We start from the raw sequence: 21008 nt of genomic DNA on the forward strand, positions 1-21008 counted from the left end.
TAAGTGCCTTCTTCTATTCAATTGTCAAAGGACAATCTAATTCAGAGAGCTTACGCCAACAAAAAAAGCGCCCACTGTGATCTTAGATAAGACCACAAGGACGCTTTCGCGTGTTACCACCTCTTGTTTTACATTTGCGTCTCCGCAAATGCCTCTGCCGCGCACATATAATTAAAAGCAGAATGTGACTTCTTTATAAAACCGATAAACCAGAAGGCAAACGAGCAAGCTCATTCTTCTAATTATTGATGCGTTGGTGCGATAATGGGCACTCCCAATCCCGCCTACTTCATTCAGCAGATAGCTCAAAGGTTACTTTCGTCACTTCCAGTACTGCCCCTCTCAGCTTACAGAGCTCTCTGTTTATCTACTGGAAATCACTACTCTTCCTCGTCAAAGCATTTAAATTAGATTAGCATTAAAAGTTAAAATAAATTTATCATGCATTAGTTACCTATGTCAAGCTGTTTTTAAAACTATTTCTAATAAAACAAAGTTGACAAACATTTTCTAAGTGATAGTCTTCTAATCATTCGCACCACAAATTTTAATCTAAACGAATAAAATCTAATCTTCAGGAGATGGTTATCTATGAGCGACACCTTAAATTTCACAGTCACTGGTAAAGACATGCAGAAGCGTAGTGACGAAATTAAAGTCGGTGCTGATCGTGCCCCTGGTCGTAGTTTACTGTACGCAACTGGTCGGGTTAAGAACACTGACGACATGAAAAAGCCCTTTATTGCTATTTGCAATTCATATATTGAAATCGTTCCAGGACACATTCATTTACGTGAATTAGCCGAAATTGCTAAAAAGGCCATTCGCGAGGCCGGCGGTATTCCGTTTGAGTTTAATACCATCGGGGTTGATGATGGGATTGCCATGGGCCACATTGGCATGCGCTATTCGTTACCAAGTCGTGAGATCATTGCCGATTCAGCCGAAACAGTTATTAACGCCCATTGGTTTGATGGTGTCTTATACATGCCAAACTGTGACAAAATCAGTCCTGGCATGTTAATGGCCGCCGCCCGTACCAATGTGCCAGCCATTTTCTGTTCTGGTGGTCCAATGAAGGCAGGCCTTGATCCAAATGGACACGCTGTTACCCTTTCAAATATGTTCGAGGCCGTGGGTGCTTTTAAATCAGGCAAATTAAACAAGGATGACTTCCTTCAACTCGAGCAAAACGCCTGTCCAGGCTGTGGTTCTTGCGCCGGAATGTTCACCGCTAATTCAATGAATTGCCTGATGGAAGCGATGGGGATGGCATTACCTTATAACGGCACTGCACTCGCCGTTTCCGAGCAACGGCGGGACTTGATTCGCGCAGCTGCTAAACAGCTCATGACATTAGTGAAAAATAACGTCAAGCCACGGGATATTATGACCAAAGAAGCCTTCGATGATTGTATCGCACTTGACATGGCCATGGGCGGATCAACCAATACTGTTTTACATACATTAGCGATTGCACACGAAGCCGGCGTTAAATATAGCGAACGTGACGTCAACGCCATTGCTGAAAAGACACCATTCCTGGCCAAAATTGCCCCATCATCTTCTTGGACTATGGAAGACGTACACAACGCTGGGGGAATTCCGGTAATTCTGAATGAATTAATCGAAAAAGGTGGCATTTTACACCCAGATCGGCAAACCGTCACTGGTAAAACAATCCGGGAAAACGTTGCTGGTGCCTACACTAAAAATGAAGAGGTTATCCATCCCTTAAGCAATCCATATTCTAGCGAAGGTGGTCTATCTGTACTTTACGGTAACATTGCTAAAGATGGTTCCGTAATCAAAGTTGGTGGTGTTGATCCCGATATTCACGAATTTACCGGAACAGCAGTCTGCTTTGATTCCCACGATGATGCGGTTAATGGCATCGATGATGGTACCGTAAAAAAGGGTGACGTCGTTGTTATCCGTTACGAAGGTCCCAAAGGTGGTCCCGGCATGCCAGAAATGCTAAACCCAACTTCTGATTTAGTCGGGCGCGGACTTGGTCGCGATGTTGCCCTGATTACTGATGGTCGTTTCTCCGGTGCTACTCACGGAATTTGCGTTGGTCACGTTTCACCTGAGGCCGCTGAAGGCGGTGAAATTGCGCTAATCCATGACGGCGATCAAATCACGATTGATCTAAAAAACCGAACGCTAAACGTTGCCGTTTCCGCTGCTGAACTACACAACCGCCAAAAGGAATTAAAACCCTTTAAACCTAAAGTTACCACCGGCTACCTGGCTCGTTACACGGCCCTAGTAACCTCGGCCAACACTGGTGGCGTTATGAAGGATCCAAGTGAGATCATTGCCCTTGAAGAACAAGCTCGTCAGAATAAGCTCTAATTAGACTTAAATCTTTAATTGTAGGAGGCCCGTGCTAATGACAGAAACAAATACTGCAGATAACCTAAAAGACCGCATGTTAGACGCTTTAGAAACTGTCATTGATCCTGAATTAGGTTGTGATATTGTCAATCTTGGCCTGATTTACGGTCTGAGTATGACCGAAGATGGCGAATGTGCCGTCACGATGACGTTAACAACAATGGGCTGTCCAATCTCGGATATCCTTGAGCAAATGATTGATAACGCCCTTTCTATTATTCCAGAGGTTAAAAAGGTCAAAATCAACCTTGTCTGGTACCCAGCGTGGACAGTTGCAAAGATGAGTCGTTACGCCCGAATTTCATTAGGTGTTCATTATTAGTTGAACTTTGCGACCATTTTAAATTCTATTTTTAATATCAAAATAACAAAAAATTAATGACTTGAATTACGAAAGGAAGATGTATATGAAACATGCTGAAATGGTTGGTAATTGGGTGAGTAAGTGGTTTACCTGGCTAGTCGTAGCTGTGGCCGCGTTTAGTTTCTTTGTTCCTAGTATTGGAGTCGCAATCGCACCGCACACATCGCTATTATTAGGTATCGTCCTATTTGGAATGGGCCTAACGTTAACGCGTAAGGACTTTGCTAGAATATTTCGGCATCCGTGGCCTGTCTTCGCCGGTACAGTTGCCCACTACGTCATCATGCCCGGCATTGCCTACCTACTCTGCCTAATTTTTCACCTTAACGGACCAACTGCCGTCGGTGTTATCCTTGTTGGTTCTTGTCCAAGTGGAACGTCATCAAACGTTATGGCCTACCTTGCTGGTGGCGATGTTGCCTTAGATGTTTCGATTGGCATGTTATCAACATTGCTAGCGCCAATAATGTTACCAACACTTTTACTTCTTTACGCTGGTAATTGGGTGACCGTCCCTGCTACTTCACTTTTCCTTGGCGCTATTCGAATTGTTTTACTACCAATTTTCTTAGGCGTTTTGGTTCACACTATTTTCGGTAAAAGGATCGAGACCGTTAATCGCATCTTACCATTGGTTTCCCAAACTGCTATTTTATTAATTGTTGCTTCCGTTTTTGCAGCCAACCAAGCTCACTTATTTACCGCAGAAACTGCCTTGGTTATCCCAGTTGTAATCTTACATAACCTTTCCGGCTACGGGCTTGGCTTCTTATTCTCTAAGCTCATCCGCTTAAATGATCCTCAGAGAAAAGCAATTACTTTTGAAGTTGGTATGCAAGATTCTGCCTTAGGGGCAACGCTGGCAATGAAGTACTTCCATCCAGCAGCCGCTATCCCTTCAACCATTTTCAGTATCTGGCATAATATTTCTGGCTCAATTCTTTCGACTTATTGGCGCAATAAATTAAATACTGATAAATCGGCGGAGCCAAAAACGACAAAGTTACAAGAAAATTAAGTAGCAATTAAGACGACTTCTGGTCGCTATTAATCCTTGATCGATACTCATTTGAAAAAGAAGTGGACACAAAAAATCGCAATCCGTCTGGCTAACAAGCACTAATTGGCTAGAATTTACGGATAAAGCAATCTTTTGGCCCACTTTTAATTTTTCTATCATTAAATGGTATTTATAGAATTGGTTTAATTAAATATAAATTGTAAACTGAGTATAACTTGAAGCAATCGATTAATTTTTAGGGGGCATTTGCGATGATCAATCAATCTATTAAAGAGCAAAAGCCTTCTTGGCGGCAAAACTTAACCTTTCTTTGGTTTGGCAACTTTATGACCGGAATGGGTTTTTCAATGACAATGCCCTTTTTACCACTTTTCATACAAACATTAGGTAATTTCAATAAATGGCAACTTAATCTTTACAGTGGCACAGCCTTTGCAATTACTTTTCTCGTAAAGGCAATTGTCTCACCATTTTGGGGAAAGTTAGCCGACGAACATGGCCGCAAAATCATGTGCTTGAGAGCAGCACTGGGAATGACCTTTACGATTACTGCTTGTGGTTTCGTACCTAATATTACAGTCTTAATTATTTTACGTGCCTTACAGGGCGGTTTCTCCGGCTACATTAATAACGCCAACGCGATTATTGCTGCCGCGGTCCCTCGGGAAAAAAGTGGCCAGGCAATGGGCACTTTGGCCACTGGAAACGTTGTTGGCACTTTGCTTGGCCCCTTACTAGGGGGCGTTTTGGCCGGCATTGCAGGCTATCGTAGCACCTTTTACGTCACTGGTGCATTAATGTTTATCGTCTTTTTAATGACACTATTTTTTGTTCACGAAAAATTTAGTCCTTTAGCTAAAGGGGATTTAACCCCAACACGCCAGGTTTTCCGTGAACTACGTTATCCAAAATTAATTACCGGAATGTTTATCACCACTTTAATTATTCAAGCGGCCAATATGTCAGTTACCCCAATTGTCAGCTTATTTGTTGGCGAATTATTGCATCACCACGGCCCAATTGCGCTTATTAGTGGCGTTGTTGCCGCCTTACCAGGCGTTGTAACCTTATTTGCCGCGCCATTGTTAGGCAAACTAAGCGATCACGTTGGGCCAGAACACGTTCTCCTTTTTGGCTTGCTATTTGCTACCGCCTGCTTTATACCAATGAGTTTTGTTCGTAACATCTGGCAATTTGGTGCCTTACGCCTATTAGTTGGGGTTTCTGATGCCGCGCTATTACCAGCCGTTCAGGCAATCATGACCCTTTATATTCCTAGCAAAGCCTTTGGTCGTTTATTTAGCTGGAATCAATCCTTTCAAGCGTTAGGCAGTGTTTCTGGACCAATGCTCGGTGCAGTTATTTCCAGCGTTAGTGATTATCGCGGTGTTTTTGCCATGACCGCAATTTTTGAGTTAATTAATTTCGGTTTACTCCTGCATGATACCCACGAACTCCGGCAAGATAAAAAACACCAGTCAGTTACGCTTAATAGTGATTAATATTAAAATAGTCTTGCAATTTTTTTACTAATTCTTAGAATTGTGTATACTTAATTAGGAATATAAAATATTTTCCAAACTAAACTAGATTTATATCAAACTTAGCAAGCTATTAGGGAGGCTTTTTTATGCGAAAAATGGCAGTTATTGGTCTTGGCCACGTTGGTCGTGAAGTTGGTTACACAATTGTTACTAAGGGGATTGCGGACGATTTAACCTTATTTGATAAGTCAGATAAGATCGCAAAGGCAGAACAACTAGACTTACAGGATGCCCAAGGACAATTAACAACGCACACTAATGTAGCGATTCAGGACTACGCACAATTACAAGATACTGACGTTATTATTTTTAGTGCCGGCGATATTACAGCGCTTTATGACCACGCTGGTGATCGTTTGGCCGAATTACGTGTAACTAGTAAAATTGTCGAAGAAGTTGGTCCTAAGATTAAAGCATCTGGTTTTAATGGTATTATCATTGATATTACAAACCCATGTGACGTTATCACCACATACTTACAAGATTTGACTGGTTTACCTAAAAAACAAGTCTTCGGCACTGGTACCTCGTTGGACACATTGCGAATGAAACGTGCCGTTGGTGAAAAACTCAACGTTGAATTAACGAACGTTGCCGGTTTCAACTTAGGTGAACACGGTGAAACTCAATTTACGGCCTGGTCGACAGTCACTGTTGGCGGAAAACCAATTAGTGTTCTCGCTAAAGAGCGGAACCTTGACGTCAATCAGCTTAGTGAAGATGCCCGCCTAGGTGGCTGGTACATCTTTAATGGTAAACGCTACACAAGCTATGGTATTGCCACGGCTGCGGTTACCCTAGCTGAGGCTGTCTTTAGTGACGCCCGGGTTATTCGGCCAGTATCTAACTGGAACGAAGAGCTTGGGATTTGTATTGGCCAACCAGCCATTGTTGGCCGTGAAGGCATCGTCGCTACTTATCCAATTACCTTACCGGCAGATGAACAGGCACTTTTCCAAAAATCTGCCGACACAATCAAACATAATTACAGTACTTTACCCTCAAAGAGCTAATTCATCAGCCGTTAATTCGTGAAATTGCCGGGCAAGATTTAGCTTAACTGGATAAACTGCTTTAATCTCTCCGGGCGTTACTGCGCAGCCATAGGCCAAAACAGTGACGCCCGCTTTTTGTGCGGCCAAAATTTCTTGATATAATTTCAGATCACGTTGCTTATAAACGGTCATTTCACGAATACCACTCATTTGAACAATAAAACATAAATAAGCGCCATAACCAGATGCGCGTGCCGCCATCAAAGTTCGAACGTGTTTTTCAGCGCGAATTGTTGGTGCATCAGGAAATGCCGCAAAGTCGGCGTTAGCTAATGTGACGCCTTTAATTTCAACAAAAAAGGATTCAGTTGCGGTGCTCCCAAATAAATCAAAACGTGAATCAGAGAAAACTACCTCTGGACGTAATGTTGTGATCGGTTCGGCCAACCCAGGTAACTGAATAGTCCCATCCAAGATACTTTCATAGGCAATATGGTTAGGTGCCTGACTATCAATGTTGATCCAGCGTTCACCACACAGTGCAGCAACTAAATCATACTTTGTTTTACGTTTAGGATTATTGCTTTTCACTAGCGCAACTTGAACCTGTGGCCGCAAAATTTCTTTATTTCTTCCGGTATTTTTTACGTGGACTGCCTGGACACTACCGGCAATTTCACAGTTGGCAATGAATCGGTTAGGTCGAGCAAGAAACGTCCCAATCGTGATGTTAGCGTATTTCATGTTAATTTCCTCCAAAATAATTCCTACTCAACTACACTGCTGTTAAAAATAAAGAACAAAGAATAGTAGCAATCATGACTTTTGCAACTACTCTTTGTCCTATTTTGATTTTAAATTAATTAAACAACATTACATATCATTAGCCCGAACAACAATTACCGAGCACGCCGCATTTTGCGCCATATAACTTGCTTGCGAACCGATAAATAATCGATTCTTGTCAGTCGTTTCTGACCCAACAATTAAAAGATCTGGCCGCCAATCAGGAATAATCTTATTTACAATAATATTTCCTGGCTTGCCTTCACCAATTAATGGCGTTACGTCTGTGACACCAAAATCCTTAGCCTTGGCTGCATACTGGTTAATTTTATCTAACACTTCTTGTCGGTGATCTGACAAAACGTCTGGTGATAATGAATCATAAATATTCAGATCACCAGTCTCCAAGATTGTAACAATTGCTAACGGCACACGATAAGTTTTGGCCAGCGTCACAGCGTAGTTAAACGCACGAATTGATGACGTTGAATCATCTTCATCTACTGCCACCAATAAACGATGAAAGTTCATGTTTTCTACTTCAAAATCTAACGTGTTCTTTGGGTCTTCCGTACTCATCCGTTTATCCCCACCTTTGTTGGTCATTAATAATGCTGCAACTAAGTTCATTTTTGGAAAATACCTTTACGCGTATTGCCCAGACTAATTTAGTGTAACCGTGTTTGGAAAAGCAGGAACCTGCTTTCCAAACACGCCCTAAGTTCATTATAGCTGTAACAAATTAAAAATAGCAAGTTGAAACTCCACACCACATTTGTTTAGTTATTCTTTATGGACACTAATCGAGAGAATATCACGAAATGAGCCGTCTTGATTGCCCAGCTTATTATTTATTAAATAGTTAAACATTTGCTCTTTTGCTTCACGTTTCGTTGTATTATGCATAACACACTGTTCAGTCTTTTTCCCGCTAGCCAAACGATAAACACCAACTACCAAATAATCCATTGTTTTATTAAATAACAAAACTGTGCCCCCCTTACCTGATTCAACCCACGTTATAACACCCTAACACTTATTGCGCAACACCTTTAACTCACTAACTATTTTTGGCCGGGCGCCGCAGACCAACAAACTGAGCCAACATAAATCCAACGGCAATTGCCCCAGAAATCATCATTACCTGAATGGCAAACCCAATGCCCTGCGTATAATTACCAAGGACAAGTGCCCGAACACAACGATAAGCAACGCCACCAGGGACTAGCGGCACTAAACTCGGAATATTGAAAATAATAACCGGAATTTTTTTCATTCGCGCAAAGAATAAACTAACTGATGCAATTACAAATGCACCAATTAAATTAGGTAACATATGTCCTAAATCTAATTGCACAAGTAGCCAATAAACAAACCAGCCCGCGGCACCAGTCAACCCACAAGCATTCAATGCTCGGTGTGGCACATTAGTACAAATACCAAAGGCTACCGTGGCTATGTAACTAAAAACAAGTTGTAGCAAGACTTTTCCAAATAAAGTGATCATCTCATAGCTCCCCGTAGCCATTACAGCTAATTTTTGCCTAGAATGTTTTCAATTGATCTAGCGCAAACTTACTCAGAATCCAGATGTCTTTTTAGACAGGCCTTAATCAAAAAAAGCGAAAAATCAGTGCAATGCCAACACCAATTGCACTAACACTAAAAATAGCGTCCATTCCTCGAGCAATTCCCGATAATAAATGGCCCGCTAAAACATCACGGACAGCGTTAGTTATTGGTACACCAGGAACCAACGGCATCACACCGCCAATGATAATCATGTCAATACTCCGCCCTAAATGTAGCCGGACCGCTATCAAAGCAAGTAATCCAATCGTAAATGCCGCCAAAAACTCATTAAGGTAGCTAATATTCAAGCGATCGCGCACCCAGTAGAAGACCGCATAACCAGTGGCACCAATCACGGCCGTACTAATAAAATCTTGCCAGTAACCGCCATAAATAATCATTAAAGTACAGCTAACCAGTGCCGCCGCAATGATCTGAAGCCAGACGGGAAAGAAAGGCACATCTCGGTCCAGTGAGGCCAGGCGCTGATGAAGTTGACCAAGATTAATTGTTTGAGCCGCAAATTCACGGGATAATGCATTAACGTGCTCAACCTTTTCTAAATTAATTGTTCGGCTTGTAATCTGGCGAATCTGAACCGCTCCGCTATCCCCTAGTTCCATAAAAATCCCCGTCGGCGTAGTAAAGGTGATACTCTGTTTTTCACCAGCGTTTTGGGCAATTCGGTTCATTGTATCTTCTACCCGGTACATCTCCGAACCACTTTCAATCATAATTCTTCCGGCCATTAGACACGTATCCAACAATTCACTGCTTTGCTGCTGTTCACTCATCAGGCCACCCACTTTACTCATTTTATTCACTAGTATAGCGACAAACCAATTCCGCTGCAACGCTCCAAAACTAAAAAAGCATCAGGGAGTGGGACAGAAGTTGGTTTTGGGTTCACTGCGTAACGTAGGCCCATCCAATAATGGTACTATGGTTATTGAATTATCCTTTGAAAAAGTAGCTTCCTTTGCTTTTCCAAACACTCCCGTAAGGTACGTGACCCCCCAGACCTTTGGCGTACGTTCCGGAAACAGTAAGAGGCCAGGACTTTTGTCCTGGCCTCTGGTGTTTTTTGATTTAGAGCTTATTAAGAAAATACGCTTACTTGTATCCCTCGGCTAATTTGGTGGAAACGTGTTTAAAAAGGCAGGTTCCTGCGATTGCCATATTTCAACTTGGCGTTTTTCGCCATAGTTGAATGGACAACGTATGAAACATCAAGATTATTAGCGTTTTATGCTAATAATTCTCAATTGTGGAATAGTAGTTACGATCGCCAAATAATCCACTACGTGAATCATTTGTCAATCTAGACTAATGCTCAGAACCTGGACGCCCTTTTAAACACTCTAGCTTAATAAGTCATCGCTCGGTGCTTCTGTGATGCTGCTACCGTCCAAAAACGTTGGCTGGACATCTGTTGCCGACCCTTACCGGTAAAGGGATCATTATAAATGATCGTATCATGATCGTAGCCGGTTAATAAAATAGCGTGGGCAAAAAAACCGTGCATGTGGACCCAAGCAACGATTGGTTTTCCCTTTGCTAATTGACCTTTCAACTTAGTCACTGATTGGCCTGATAAGTCGGTAAAACTACCAAGCTTTTTTTCAAAAATCGGACGCCAACCTGGTGGATACATCGTATAACCAGTTCCGGTAAAAGGATCACCCCAGAAGCCAGTCTCTGGATTATCAGTGTACGGAAGCGAATTCGCCAAAGTGGCTAAATCCGTTGGGTGACCACGGTAATCAAATAACATGGCGACATCCGCAATTTCACAGCCAGTTGGCAAAGTTGGAAATTGCGAGCGTGCCTTAACTGGCATTTCAATACTAACCGGCTGCTGACCAATTAATTTCAACGCCCCATTTTCTACTGTAGTTGGAAAGCTAATCTCCTTTGTAGCGTTTTCCCGTCCTAAAAGGGATAAACACCCAATAATGCCAATCAAGAGAAGCACACAAATCAGAAATAAGCGTGAGTTGCGCTGCTTAGGCTGATGCCGATTTGTTTGTTTTCGTTTCAATCACAAAGCCTCATTCACTTAAATTTTGACTCAATAACTGCATTATACACAATCAGTAAAAAGTTACCAGCCTACTTAGCGTATCCAAGATAAATTTAAGATAAAGGGCCCCCTCAGCGTTGTTAGTCGCTGTGTTGTTAACCAAACATCACCATTGGGCTCAATTCCCAGTTGGGCCTGGTCACCACTAATGCTCTGAATTGGCATTAGCAATAGCTGCTTAGGTCGGTATGGTAGCGGAACTGTCGCTACCCGTTCTTGTTGTAAATCGTTGACCTGTGGTAAGTGCAGTTGGCCACTAAGAAAACAAATTAATCGACCACTCATGGTTTGCTCGATTTGCAAGTTCAAACGCTGATGCCCACTAAAATAGCTAGCCACTGGTAAAACTCCAGTATCACCAATTGCTGGTAAAGTTGGGTGGACACTTGAAATTGTAAAAGTTCGTTTTGGTGTGGCCGCACCGTAGCCTAAAACAGTCAGACGACCCTTCAAATTATTAACATCAATCGCATAGCCAGCCGATTCCGTTAGCGTTCCTTGTTGCCGATCAAAATTCTGATTAAATTGATTAACGTTAGGTTGGTTAGCGCTAATAAGTGCACTGCAGTTTAACACAATATATTGAATATCATCTACTGCAAACGCACCTTCATCATGCAAGTGCCCACAAATGTAGGCCGATACCTTCGACTGACCAATCTGACTAAAATCATACCGTAAGTTAAGCGCAAATAAAGCGTCCGAACTATGTCTGACCAAACGGCCGCGCTGATGTTGATTAAAATAGTGACACAATTCCTGTAAGGCCCCACCATTTTTAACAATATCTTCGTGACCAGCAGCATCAACTAAAGGCGCGTGCCCAAAGAAAACAATGTTTTTATCTAAACTCCGCTGTAAAATTGCAATAATTTCCTGCATTTGTCCACCACGAATGGCGTGCATTTTTTTAGTATCATAGCGCTTAGCACCACTACTAGTCAGTTCGTATGGAACATCACTTGTATTAATAAAAATAATTCGTACCGGGCCTTTATCAAAATAGCCAACACCAAAGCGAGCTGATACCGCATGAATCTGTGCCTGGGCGTACATTTTTTTCCAAACCAGATCCGCAAAATCATTTGGTCCAAAGGCGTCACTTACTTGTTTCTTCGACTGATGTATCGCGTACTTATCATTCTCATCATGATTACCCTTTGTCACAAAAAATGGCGTTTTCGATTGATTTAATGTACCAATAATTTGACCCAAACGCACGCGCGATACAGAAGGTTCATTAGCGCCATCAATCAAATCACCTAAATGACCAATCGCATCAAACACACCAAAATTATCTAATAACTTTAATTCTTCAACGTGCTGCAATCCATTAGTACCATAAAATTGATAATTTTTTCCAGCGCGGTCATGTGTATCCGTTATTACACCCATCGTTAGTGAATTTTTAGTTGCAACTTGGGTAATCCGACTAACAAATTTAGCCATGAATTGTGCCATAAAAACGCGCGCATTGTCCGCCACGCGAACAAACGAGTTATAGCGCTGAAAATGCCGTGACCAACTCCGATAGAGTAGATTACCACCAAGTCGATCAGCACGCTCGGCGGGAAATAATAACTGAAAAGGACTGTGCTGGTAGTTTTCGCCAACATAAAGTGTGTAGCTCTGTCCATCAGGGGTCTGATTGTGGTGATTAACCCAGTAAAAACCAACCACCGTTAAATCATCCACTGATTTTTCTGTTTTATTTGTACTTACTCCTGCTTTATTGATAGCCTTAGAATCTGTCATTCGATCGCCTCCTTCATCAAAAAATTATCGGGTAAAAATTACCTATTCCCCACCATTCTTCCATGTTTTACGGAGGTTGTAAATATGTTTGCTAAATTTACATTATTAACCAGCCAATGTCTTGAAATAATTTTTCACTAGTACCTCCTAATTAACCTAGGGAATGCTTGGAAAGGCGCCCAGGTTTCAAGCCATCAGTTACAATATTTATTCGTCAAATTAAGCTAGTGTTCAGAATTTAATCACTATATTCACTGACCTTAATTAAGGACACAAAAATAGACGTCAAGTTTCGATTATTCATCAATACTTAACGCCTATCAAATGTTCGGAAGAGCCAATAGATTAATTTGTTGCTTAGGGAAACGACTAACACATTGGTTTAAATCTAAAATATCTTTCGCCTCATTCTAAAAATTTGCTACTTATTCAATTGTACGACAACCTCACCTGAGCAAGCGTACATTTTTGTAAAATACATCTGCTATGATTCTGTCCACGTACTCGGATTAAGAATCCTGTATTACGCTATCGCTGATGTTTGTTGTCTTTTTGGAAATACCTGACACATCTTACTTGACATGCACCTCCGTTGGACATCTTTGTTACTTAAGGTAAAACAACTACGATTCTTCGTGAATCCGAAACGGTACTACCTTACTAACCAGTACTACACTGAAACAGTATCCAGAAGAACTATTTGTAAATTTGTTACTCAATCTATTGGTTTACCTCTTCCTTACAAACACAGTATAGCAGCATCGGTAAGCGTTTGCAACCGCTTCGCTTAAATTATTTTAGCTACCTTTTATTTAGGTCTGCTTAACATTCTCGCTACTCTAAAAATAGGCCCTAACAGGAGTTCGTCCTGGTAGTAAAGCTATCAACTTACCCACATTATTTTAGGGGCCAGCCACTTTTATATTTTACACTGCACTCGTAAATATTGAATCAGCTGCCCGATTACCACAAAAAAAGAGCGGCCGGGACAAAAAGTCCTAGCCACCTATTATTTCCGAACATTACGCTAGAACGTGCGCCAAAAGTCTGGATTCACGTACCTAACTACGGCCAATTCAATAGCCATAGTACGGTTATTGGATTGGTTCCATTACGCAACCGACTTTTGTCCCACTCTCTCTTTTCCGATACTACCTATCTTTAATGCTAACCTGCAGTAAAGAATTGCTTATCCGCAGATCGTATTTATACTTTAAGTCTTTTACCTGCTACTTTGCGTCTACTAATTTTTCTAAATGATCATAATTGACAACGTAACGGCCGTTCATTTCTTCCATAACTTGTGCGGTTACTTTATCGCCTTCGTGCAACTTAACCATTGCACTATTTGTGTATTTTTTAGAGATAACACCGACGCAATCTGGAATACCTTTTTCCTTGGTTACTTTAACTTGGTCGCCAATTTCAAATCCACTATTCTTTGCGTTTTCAACAACGTCACTAATACCATTTGCGTTATAGCCGCTTTGTTTCAACTAAAAAACCCCTCTCTGTTTTTACATTTTAACACTTTTAACTGATGTTCCGTTAGCATTTGCCTGTGATAGCGCTTGACTTGCCTAACAAAAGCGCTATATTCAGCTTAACTAACAGTTTTTATCAGAGGAGGATTTTCCAAATGAAAAAAGTTGTCTTAATTACTGGAGCCTCATCAGGTATTGGTGAAGCAACTGCCATCCGACTCAAAAGGGCTGGCTTCATTGTTTACGCCGCCGCTCGCCGAATGGAACGTATGCGCCACTTAGTTGGTCTTGGTATCAACATTATTAATCTCGATGTCACTGTTGCAGAATCCCGCGAGAATGTTATTAAAACAATTTTAGCAAGCGAAGGACGCCTAGATATTCTGATCAATAACGCTGGCTACGGTGCTTACGGTGCCGTTGAAGATGTCAGTTTAGCTGAGGGTAAAAATCAATTTGAAGTAAACGTCTTCGGCGCGATTGCTTTAATCAAACTCGCACTACCAATTATGCGCCACCAAGGTAGCGGGCGAATTATTAACACCTCCTCAATTGGTGGTAAAATCTATCAACCAATGGGCGCCTGGTACATGGGAACAAAACACGCATTGGAGGGAATGCTCGACTCACTACGGACAGAGGTCAGCCAATTTGGAATCGACATTGTTATTATCGAACCAGGTTGTACCAAAACTGAATGGCCAGGAATTGCTCGTAAAAAATTACTAGCGGTCTCAGGACAGACGGCTTACGCAAAAACGGCTCAAAAAGCCGGTGCCATGCTCAGCTTATTTAACCAATTCGGTTCTGACACGTCAGTTATTGCCAACGTTATGGAAAAGGCCGCCTGCGCACGTCGTCCAAAAACTCGCTATGTTGCCGGTGCCGGAAGCACAATTTCCTTAGTTGGACGTAAATATTTATCTGACCGTACTTTCGATGCACTATTAGCTGGCACACTTACGCTATGTTGGCAGCTTTACCAACATCAACAAAATAAGGCTATTACTGATGAGTAATCTACGGCAAACTAACTAAAGTATCCCTTAGACCATTCTTGCATCGTCGTTTCGTCATCAAATTGAATTAAGCATGTGGCGCAATTTCTGGCGCATCAAGATTATGTACTTGACCGCAAAGTGGTCACAAGCTAAAGGTAGTCTTAGACACGCTCTACAAAAGTTAAGCGTTTTAATTGCTTTTAAATGGCTTTAATTCTATCCTTAGTGGTGTACGTAAATATACTTAAAGGAGACTTTTACTATGAGTGAACTTAATTACAATTTTCCAAAAACTAAGGTCCAACTGAATCAATTAGTTGCAGATATCAGCCAATTAACAGTTATCATTCACCAAACCCACTGGTACATGCGCGGCACCGAATTTTTCCGGTTACACCCATTAATGGATGACTACATGGATGAATTAAACGAACAGTTAGATCAAATCGCTGAACGTTTGATTGCTCTTGGCGGCTCACCTTATGGCACAGTTCACGAATTCATTGAAAATACTGGCCTAACAGAAGAAAAGGTAACATTTGGTCAGTATACCCTTAAAGAATATATGGAACGTTTGGTCAAGGACTATGAATATCTTCGCGATCAATACCAAAAGACGATCACCATTAGTGGTGAAGAACATGATGATCCTACTCAAGACATTATGAATGGCTTTAAAGAAGCTACTGATAAGAATATCTGGATGCTAAAGGCCTACTTAGGTAAAGGTCCTTTTGACGACTAACCTCAATATTTAAATTTAAGCTAACAAATAAAGTGGCACAACAGTCTGAGCAATGCTCATTTGTTGTACCACTTTTTAAATTGTTTAACCCTATCTAGAGAGTGTTTGAAAAAGCACCCCTAAGTAGCTTTTAAAATTATTATAATCAAAAAATAATGGTCTATAACCTACGCTATTATCTTTAAATCGCAAACAAATGACCAACGGCATAAGTAACCGCCATTGTTAACAGCCCGACAACTAAATTGCGTAAAACTGCTTTACGCCGCCTCGTTTGGCCAAGTGTTGCACTGACGTAGCCGGTTAATAATAAAGCACAGCCGACGGCGAAAAAGGTAACAGCTACTTTCCATTTAGCCGGCACTAAAGTAATTGTTAGTAGCGGTAAAATTGAACCAACAAAAAATGAAAAGAACGATGAAATGGCAGCGTGCCACGGATTAAAATAATTACCTAATTCAATATTATATTTTTCGCGACAGGTTGCACTTAGGCCATCCTTGGCCATTAATTCAATCGCTACCTGCTGGGCTAATTCCGTTGAGATACCCTTAGCGGTATAAACCCGAGTTAATTCCGCTAATTCTTTCGGGTAATCGTCGCTGATAGCCTGGCGCTGTTTGGCCGCCGTTGCCCGCTGCATATCCCGTTGCTGGCCAACAGAAACAAACTCCCCACCGCCCATGGAAAAGGCGCCGGCTAACATTCCCGAAATTCCGGCAATAAATAACATAAAGGAACTTTGCTGGGCACCCGCTACTCCTAGAACGATTCCGGCAGTTGAGATAATCCCATCATTCATCCCCAAAACACCTGCTCGCAACACATTAAGCCATTCAGACAAGCGTAATGACGGCTTAGTTGGTGAACGGTGAATATGTAAATCAATCATTCTAATCGCCCCTTTTTCAACCCATCTAGCTAGAAACTAAATTAAAGCGTGCTTCAAAATTAACCGCACATTTGCTTACGTTCTAATTGAGAATTCCTCTCAATAGTAACACCAATCTGAAACCGAATACAGGGCCAATAATTCGACTTTGGTGATTCTTTTAGAAAGAAATTTATGGTACGCTACTGAAGAGGTGGCTATCATGAAAAAATTGCTTTGTGTTGCTGGTATCCTAATTCTTTTAATTGTTATTGGCCTATTTGGTGCTGGTCTATATTTTTACAATGTTGCTATTGTTCCTGGTCAAAAAAGTTTCATTAGCGAAAACACAACCCTAAAACGTTCTGATCCTCTATATTCGGAAAAGAAATGGTTTCAAGATGTTCCTAAGAAAATATGGTTTGAAACTTCGGCCACCGGAAATTTACGTTTGGATGCAGACTACATCAAGGCTGCTAAGCCAACAACCAAAACAGCAATTATTGCCCACGGTTACATGGGTAGCAAAGAACAGATGGGTCAGTACGCGGCACTTTTTCACGATCTAGGTTATAACGTGTTACTACCTGATTCTCGTGGCCAAGGTGCCAGTCAAGGTAAAGTTATCGGCTATGGTTGGCTGGACCGTTTAGACTACATTAAATGGGCCAAACAAGTTGTTCAAAAAAATGGCCAGAACTCCCAGATCGTACTTTTTGGTATCAGCATGGGTGCTAGTGGCATGACAATGGCCAGTGGCGAATCATCGTTACCTAGCCAAGTTAAGGCCTTTGTTGTTGATAGTCCCTTTACTACTGCAGACGCCGAAATTAGCCATCAGGCCACGACCTTATACCACCTACCACGCTTTCCGCTAGTTCCCATTACTAGTGCAATTACCAAAGTTCGGGCCGGTTATAGTTTTAAGGAGGCTGACGCGTTAGCACAAGTTAAAAAAAATAAAACGCCAATCATGTTCATCTCAGGCAGTGCTGATACCTTTGTTCCCCACGCAATGACTAAAACACTCTATCAGGCAACTAAGGCACCTAAAAAAATGCTGACCGTTAAAGGAGCCAAACACGTTGGCTCATTTTCCAAAGAGCCTGAGCGTTATCGAAATAGCATTCAAACTTTCTTAGCACATTACATTCATTAAAAACAAATCTGAAACTAGAGGGCGCTTATGCCGCTTGCCACGGAATGACACGTGGGCAGATTTAGTTAGGTTCCATTCCGGCGCTGGCGTATGGAACGCGTGCGACTTGGACTTGCCGGGCTTCGGCTTAGTCCAATCGACAACGGGAAACAAGTCCTGTTTAGCGAATATGTTCTAGTAATTAATACTTGCTAAAATTAGTTGTTAAGAATGAGCGACAGTGGCGCGGTGACAAGCTAATTTTCTTTCCGATTAAACCCGTTCGGAAAAGAAAATGGATCTTGTCAATCACGCAAGGTACTAAATGACCACAATTCGGTCATCAAGTACCTTCGACACGGCTGATACGCCAGCGCCGGAATGAAACCTTGGCAGTAGTTGAGCTCTAATTATTGAATCATTTAATTGTTTAATTAGTCCAATTGAGTAGAAACCACAGCTTTAATGCTGCGCAACTTATTGATGATCTTAATTAGCCAGCAACACTGACAAAGGTAGTTTTCACCTATTTGCAACACAATAACTGGTTTACTGCAATAGACACAAATAACATTTAAATGTGCTACGGCGGCCAGATCTCATTTCGGGGCGCGAGGATCAGCTGTGTCGATGATTCTTAATGGCGGTCTGGGCCATTTAGAATCATGTGGGCTTGGCGAGATCCACTTTTATTCCAGCTTTGCCTTTATCTGGTAAAAGTTAGCTCGCCAACCCGCCACGCGTTCCGTCCTCGCGCACCGGAATGGAATCTAAACTGTTCTGCCTTGTTCCAGTTAAGTTCTGGCGTTCTGAAAACTAGCTAACAGTTTTAAATATAAGGGCTACGATGTACTAGCCGCAACTAATTTTTGACACAGTTCATGCGTTAAAATACTGGAGGCTGGGCTGACTGGGTTAGTGTGAGCAGGATCGGCAACTGCTGCAACAAAAGCCTTAATAAGTGGTTCAAACCCGCGGCGTTGTAAATTAGGTGTCCAATCAGGGAACGTTGTTATTTGTTCACCTTCTGGGCTGCGTTTACTAAAAGAATTAAGGTCAACGACTCGATAACTACCCTGAATATTTTGCAGTTCGGCCGTCTCACTGTTGGCCCCGGCGTGCATGTTCATCAAAGCGTGAGCTGTCATATTTGGTAACTCCAAAGTTAAACTACAGTGATCTAGATTACCTTGCAAAGTAGAAACCTGATAGTGACAAGTTAGTGCCGCGTCCGTTTCAATTCCCGCCAAAAATAAAGTTGTATCGACAACGTGGGTCATTAAATCAAATACGGCAAACTTAACTGGTTGGTCTGCCGCAATGCGATTTTTTTGAACTAACAAAACATTTGCCGGTCCAATTTGCTGTAAGCGTTGATTCATTGGTGCAAAGCGTCGGTTAAATCCAGCCGTTAATAATAATTTTTTTGCCGCCGCTAAAGCATATAAATGCTTAACCACCGCCAAATCATCACTGACTGGCTTATCAACGTAAACGTGACTACCAGCTTGTAAAAATGGCTCTCTGTCAAATCCTGTTGATAGCCAATTTTACAGTGTTAGAAGTTAGGCAACTTCTAATGCTGTTTTTTTATTTGGTTTGGTGCGCATTTGTTGTAGTTTGATCCGTGAAACTAAATGGTGATAGTTGCGAAAACCAAAGGCCGTTCGCTGGATCTGTTTGATCATGCGATTGATGCCTTCAATGGGACCGTTCGAATACTTTGATTCACTGGCATTGAGGATGATCTCTAGGTTTTTCTTGAAAGTGATTAGTGTGGCCTTCATTTTGGGACTGAGTTGCTCATTGTGATATAAATAGATCACGAGCCCATCTTTATCGTAATTTTTTAGACAAGTCATGATGCCTTGCATGATGGTGTAGGTGTTCGCTAACGTTTCATCAAGCTCAAGACCCAACTGAACGCGTTCTTGCTGGGTTACTTGTTGGCGCAGATGGCGATCATAAAATAATTGTTTAACCTCCAGGTCATCACAATGTTTTAAGTACAGTTTCCAAGCGAATTTTAGGATCCGATATTCTTTGGTCCGTTTAGAATATTGTTTCATAAGCTGCACGCGACTTTGGTTGAACGCTCTGGTCATCATGGCGATAATGTGAAACCGATCGACGATGATCTTAGCGTTGGGGAATACGACTTTAACAATGTCTTGGTAGTAACTATTAAGGTCTAAAGTCACGGTTTTAACGCGCTGACGCACGCTGAGCGGAAACTGCTTAAAGTAAGCTATAATGTTTTGTTTCAACCGATCCGGCAGGATCTGTTGAATTTCATGATCACCAGCACCGTTAATACAAATAAAGTGCAGGACACCGCCAACACCACGTACTTCATCCATCGCTAAATGTTCTGGCAGATAGTTGTAATTCCGGCGAAAGAGATCATCATATTTATCTAGGTAGCGACAAACAGTACTGGGTGAGACATTATTGTCACAAGCAATACTCTTTTGGGTCCGATCATCTTGTAAATGCATAAAGATCTTTTGGCGAGTTGCCCGGGAGATATTGCAATATTTATCAACTAGCTCGGTCGTTGCCATCACACTAGTCCCACAGTTTTTACAAAGCAGGCGCTCTTTATGCAGTTCTAGGTACACCGGCTCACTGGCGTTGGCGGCTAGGTAGGTCACCCGGGAAAGGTAGTGACCATTATGATTGAACTGATCAAAGCCACACTGGGGGCAACGTTCAAGGCCGGTCTTGACAGTTGCGCGATAGACTTTAATTCGTCTGTTTTGTTTGTATTCGTAACCATAATCGAAAAAAATGACATTTGGGTCTTTAATACTGAGCGCAAATTTTATATGATTGTCTATAGGGTTCACGGTTTTCTCATATCCTTTCAAATGATACTTGTGGTGGGTAGATTTTTGGATGAGAGCTGTGAGCTCTTTTTCTGCACAAAAATCCTGTTAATAGTTTACCATTTGTAAACTATCAACAGGAAAAAGTATAGAGCCGTAAAAATTACTCAATTAATTGTGCGTGGGTTTCAGTTGGTGTATGTATAAATACTGCCGTCGGTGCCAATTCAAGTAGATCTGTTACTGAATGAACGACCTTTTTAAAACCGTAACGCTGTTGTAAGTACTGTAATTTTTCATTATTGCGGGTACATAAAATCCACTCAACTTGATCTTGCATCCCTGCCATCACCGGCAAGTATGCTTTTTGGGCAATGTTGCCAAGACCAATAACGCCGATTTTTAACATTAGATCGCTCCC

General features: G+C 41.7%; 20 protein-coding genes. 8 read left to right on the forward strand and 12 right to left on the reverse strand.

The window, feature by feature from the left end:
• Window positions 1-591 precede the first annotated feature (591 nt).
• The 5 genes from ilvD (at window position 592) to AYR53_RS01735 (ending at window position 6342) form a co-directional block, all read left to right on the forward strand.
• Window positions 592-2358: a dihydroxy-acid dehydratase gene (gene ilvD / locus AYR53_RS01715; protein ID WP_068226141.1), complete on the forward strand. Its 1767-nt coding sequence runs from the start codon at window positions 592-594 to the stop codon at window positions 2356-2358.
• Between the two features lie 37 nt (window positions 2359-2395).
• Window positions 2396-2722, forward strand: coding sequence for a metal-sulfur cluster assembly factor (locus tag AYR53_RS01720; RefSeq protein ID WP_068226140.1), 327 nt, complete (start codon window positions 2396-2398; stop codon window positions 2720-2722).
• 85 nt (window positions 2723-2807) lie between these two features.
• Window positions 2808-3782, forward strand: a complete 975-nt coding sequence (locus AYR53_RS01725) for a bile acid:sodium symporter family protein (RefSeq protein ID WP_068279673.1) — start codon at window positions 2808-2810, stop codon at window positions 3780-3782.
• Between the two features lie 254 nt (window positions 3783-4036).
• Window positions 4037-5287 carry an MFS transporter gene (locus tag AYR53_RS01730; RefSeq protein ID WP_068226139.1) on the forward strand — a complete coding sequence of 417 codons (1251 nt, stop codon included), beginning with the start codon at window positions 4037-4039 and terminating at the stop codon, window positions 5285-5287.
• A gap of 128 nt (window positions 5288-5415) precedes the next feature.
• Complete coding sequence (locus tag AYR53_RS01735) at window positions 5416-6342, forward strand: L-lactate dehydrogenase (RefSeq protein ID WP_068226138.1); 927 nt, start codon at window positions 5416-5418, stop codon at window positions 6340-6342.
• On the opposite strand, the gene sfsA is transcribed toward AYR53_RS01735, so the two are convergent.
• The 8 genes from sfsA to AYR53_RS01775 all read right to left on the reverse strand — a co-directional run bounded on the left by sfsA (window position 6331) and on the right by AYR53_RS01775 (window position 14016).
• Window positions 6331-7068 (reverse strand): DNA/RNA nuclease SfsA, encoded by a 738-nt coding sequence (sfsA, locus tag AYR53_RS01740; protein WP_068226137.1) that lies wholly within the window; start codon window positions 7066-7068, stop codon window positions 6331-6333. The genes AYR53_RS01735 and sfsA overlap by 12 nt on opposite strands.
• Before the next feature lie 129 nt (window positions 7069-7197).
• Window positions 7198-7689, reverse strand: a complete 492-nt coding sequence (locus AYR53_RS01745) for a universal stress protein (protein ID WP_068226297.1) — start codon at window positions 7687-7689, stop codon at window positions 7198-7200.
• A 204-nt stretch (window positions 7690-7893) separates the two neighbouring features.
• A complete protein-coding gene (locus tag AYR53_RS01750; protein WP_068226136.1) occupies window positions 7894-8097 on the reverse strand; it encodes a hypothetical protein in 204 nt (67 codons plus the stop codon).
• A 73-nt stretch (window positions 8098-8170) separates the two neighbouring features.
• Window positions 8171-8617: a threonine/serine exporter family protein gene (locus AYR53_RS01755; RefSeq protein WP_068226135.1), complete on the reverse strand. Its 447-nt coding sequence runs from the start codon at window positions 8615-8617 to the stop codon at window positions 8171-8173.
• Between the two features lie 106 nt (window positions 8618-8723).
• A complete protein-coding gene (locus tag AYR53_RS01760) occupies window positions 8724-9476 on the reverse strand; it encodes a threonine/serine exporter family protein (RefSeq protein WP_068226134.1) in 753 nt (250 codons plus the stop codon).
• A gap of 572 nt (window positions 9477-10048) precedes the next feature.
• A complete protein-coding gene (locus AYR53_RS01765; RefSeq protein ID WP_239693282.1) occupies window positions 10049-10723 on the reverse strand; it encodes a C39 family peptidase in 675 nt (224 codons plus the stop codon).
• Window positions 10724-10798: 75 nt separating this feature from the next.
• Window positions 10799-12520, reverse strand: a complete 1722-nt coding sequence (locus AYR53_RS01770) for a metallophosphoesterase family protein (protein ID WP_068226133.1) — start codon at window positions 12518-12520, stop codon at window positions 10799-10801.
• Between the two features lie 1229 nt (window positions 12521-13749).
• Window positions 13750-14016, reverse strand: a complete 267-nt coding sequence (locus tag AYR53_RS01775) for a hypothetical protein (RefSeq protein WP_225359740.1) — start codon at window positions 14014-14016, stop codon at window positions 13750-13752.
• 143 nt (window positions 14017-14159) lie between these two features.
• Between AYR53_RS01775 and AYR53_RS01780 the strand changes: the two genes are divergently transcribed.
• Window positions 14160-15023 (forward strand): oxidoreductase, encoded by an 864-nt coding sequence (locus AYR53_RS01780; RefSeq protein WP_068226132.1) that lies wholly within the window; start codon window positions 14160-14162, stop codon window positions 15021-15023.
• 244 nt (window positions 15024-15267) lie between these two features.
• Entirely contained in the window at window positions 15268-15750 is a 483-nt protein-coding gene (locus tag AYR53_RS01785; protein WP_068226131.1) for a Dps family protein, read from the forward strand.
• A 181-nt stretch (window positions 15751-15931) separates the two neighbouring features.
• On the opposite strand, the gene AYR53_RS01790 is transcribed toward AYR53_RS01785, so the two are convergent.
• On the reverse strand, window positions 15932-16642 hold the full coding sequence (locus AYR53_RS01790; RefSeq protein WP_068226130.1) for a VIT1/CCC1 transporter family protein: 711 nt from the start codon (window positions 16640-16642) through the stop codon (window positions 15932-15934).
• A 202-nt stretch (window positions 16643-16844) separates the two neighbouring features.
• On the opposite strand from AYR53_RS01790, the gene AYR53_RS01795 reads away from it, so the two are divergent.
• Window positions 16845-17780, forward strand: a complete 936-nt coding sequence (locus AYR53_RS01795; RefSeq protein ID WP_068226129.1) for an alpha/beta hydrolase — start codon at window positions 16845-16847, stop codon at window positions 17778-17780.
• An 821-nt stretch (window positions 17781-18601) separates the two neighbouring features.
• Here AYR53_RS01795 and AYR53_RS01800 read toward each other — a convergent pair.
• The 3 genes from AYR53_RS01800 to AYR53_RS01810 form a co-directional block, all read right to left on the reverse strand.
• The gene (locus tag AYR53_RS01800) at window positions 18602-19219 is read right to left on the reverse strand and encodes a Gfo/Idh/MocA family oxidoreductase (protein WP_068279670.1); all 618 of its coding nucleotides are present in this window, start codon (window positions 19217-19219) and stop codon (window positions 18602-18604) included.
• A gap of 105 nt (window positions 19220-19324) precedes the next feature.
• The gene (locus tag AYR53_RS01805; protein WP_068224565.1) at window positions 19325-20608 is read right to left on the reverse strand and encodes an ISL3 family transposase; all 1284 of its coding nucleotides are present in this window, start codon (window positions 20606-20608) and stop codon (window positions 19325-19327) included.
• 142 nt (window positions 20609-20750) lie between these two features.
• The gene (locus AYR53_RS01810; RefSeq protein WP_068279667.1) at window positions 20751-20996 is read right to left on the reverse strand and encodes a Gfo/Idh/MocA family oxidoreductase; all 246 of its coding nucleotides are present in this window, start codon (window positions 20994-20996) and stop codon (window positions 20751-20753) included.
• Window positions 20997-21008: the final 12 nt, after the last annotated feature.

Origin of the sequence: Loigolactobacillus backii (genome assembly GCF_001663675.1) — a bacterium.
GTDB lineage: Bacteria > Bacillota > Bacilli > Lactobacillales > Lactobacillaceae > Loigolactobacillus > Loigolactobacillus backii.

Excerpts from the sequence above, each read along its gene's own strand:
- AYR53_RS01735 (WP_068226138.1), top strand. The coding sequence starts at position 5,416 with ATGCGAAAAATGGCAGTTATTGGTCTTGGCCACGTTGGTCGTGAAGTT.
- AYR53_RS01720 (WP_068226140.1), top strand. The coding sequence starts at position 2,396 with ATGACAGAAACAAATACTGCAGATAACCTAAAAGACCGCATGTTAGAC.
- AYR53_RS01760 (WP_068226134.1), bottom strand. The coding sequence starts at position 9,476 with ATGAGTGAACAGCAGCAAAGCAGTGAATTGTTGGATACGTGTCTAATG.
- AYR53_RS01790 (WP_068226130.1), bottom strand. The coding sequence starts at position 16,642 with ATGATTGATTTACATATTCACCGTTCACCAACTAAGCCGTCATTACGC.
- ilvD (WP_068226141.1), top strand. The coding sequence starts at position 592 with ATGAGCGACACCTTAAATTTCACAGTCACTGGTAAAGACATGCAGAAG.
- AYR53_RS01730 (WP_068226139.1), top strand. The coding sequence starts at position 4,037 with ATGATCAATCAATCTATTAAAGAGCAAAAGCCTTCTTGGCGGCAAAAC.
- AYR53_RS01770 (WP_068226133.1), bottom strand. The coding sequence starts at position 12,520 with ATGACAGATTCTAAGGCTATCAATAAAGCAGGAGTAAGTACAAATAAA.
- AYR53_RS01725 (WP_068279673.1), top strand. The coding sequence starts at position 2,808 with ATGAAACATGCTGAAATGGTTGGTAATTGGGTGAGTAAGTGGTTTACC.
- AYR53_RS01755 (WP_068226135.1), bottom strand. The coding sequence starts at position 8,617 with ATGATCACTTTATTTGGAAAAGTCTTGCTACAACTTGTTTTTAGTTAC.
- sfsA (WP_068226137.1), bottom strand. The coding sequence starts at position 7,068 with ATGAAATACGCTAACATCACGATTGGGACGTTTCTTGCTCGACCTAAC.
- AYR53_RS01810 (WP_068279667.1), bottom strand. The coding sequence starts at position 20,996 with ATGTTAAAAATCGGCGTTATTGGTCTTGGCAACATTGCCCAAAAAGCA.
- AYR53_RS01785 (WP_068226131.1), top strand. The coding sequence starts at position 15,268 with ATGAGTGAACTTAATTACAATTTTCCAAAAACTAAGGTCCAACTGAAT.
- AYR53_RS01780 (WP_068226132.1), top strand. The coding sequence starts at position 14,160 with ATGAAAAAAGTTGTCTTAATTACTGGAGCCTCATCAGGTATTGGTGAA.
- AYR53_RS01745 (WP_068226297.1), bottom strand. The coding sequence starts at position 7,689 with ATGAGTACGGAAGACCCAAAGAACACGTTAGATTTTGAAGTAGAAAAC.
- AYR53_RS01795 (WP_068226129.1), top strand. The coding sequence starts at position 16,845 with ATGAAAAAATTGCTTTGTGTTGCTGGTATCCTAATTCTTTTAATTGTT.